The sequence below is a fragment of the Paracoccus bogoriensis genome (assembly GCF_019431455.1).
GTDB classification, from domain to species: domain Bacteria; phylum Pseudomonadota; class Alphaproteobacteria; order Rhodobacterales; family Rhodobacteraceae; genus Paracoccus; species Paracoccus bogoriensis.
Window position 1 is genome coordinate 1 of the sequence record NZ_JAHYSR010000084.1, and the last position, 259, is coordinate 259.

At 61.4% G+C, this 259-nt stretch carries 1 pseudogene; it reads left to right on the plus strand.

What is annotated here, in order from left to right:
- Nucleotides 1–77 precede the first annotated feature (77 nt).
- Nucleotides 78–190, plus strand: a pseudogene (locus tag KY389_RS15155) (IS5/IS1182 family transposase); the annotation flags it as partial.
- Nucleotides 191–259: the final 69 nt, after the last annotated feature.

Sequence of the window (259 nt, forward strand, 5' to 3'; positions counted from 1 at the left end):
ACACCCCGAGCCTGCGGCTCAGCGAGAGCAACGCCACCTCTCATCCCACGAAGTTCAACATCGGGCGGGACATTCCCACAGGCTGCCAGTGGTGTGCCTTACCGAGTGATTCCCGAAGTGGCGCACCGTGCACTCGTATTTCACCATCTGGTGTGAGCCGCGTGACAGCGGTAGCCTGCTTGAGATAGCGCCTACACCGGTAAGCCGTATGCCCAGGGAGTACATGAGATCCTAGGGGCCACGGTGCAGGTGGCCAAGC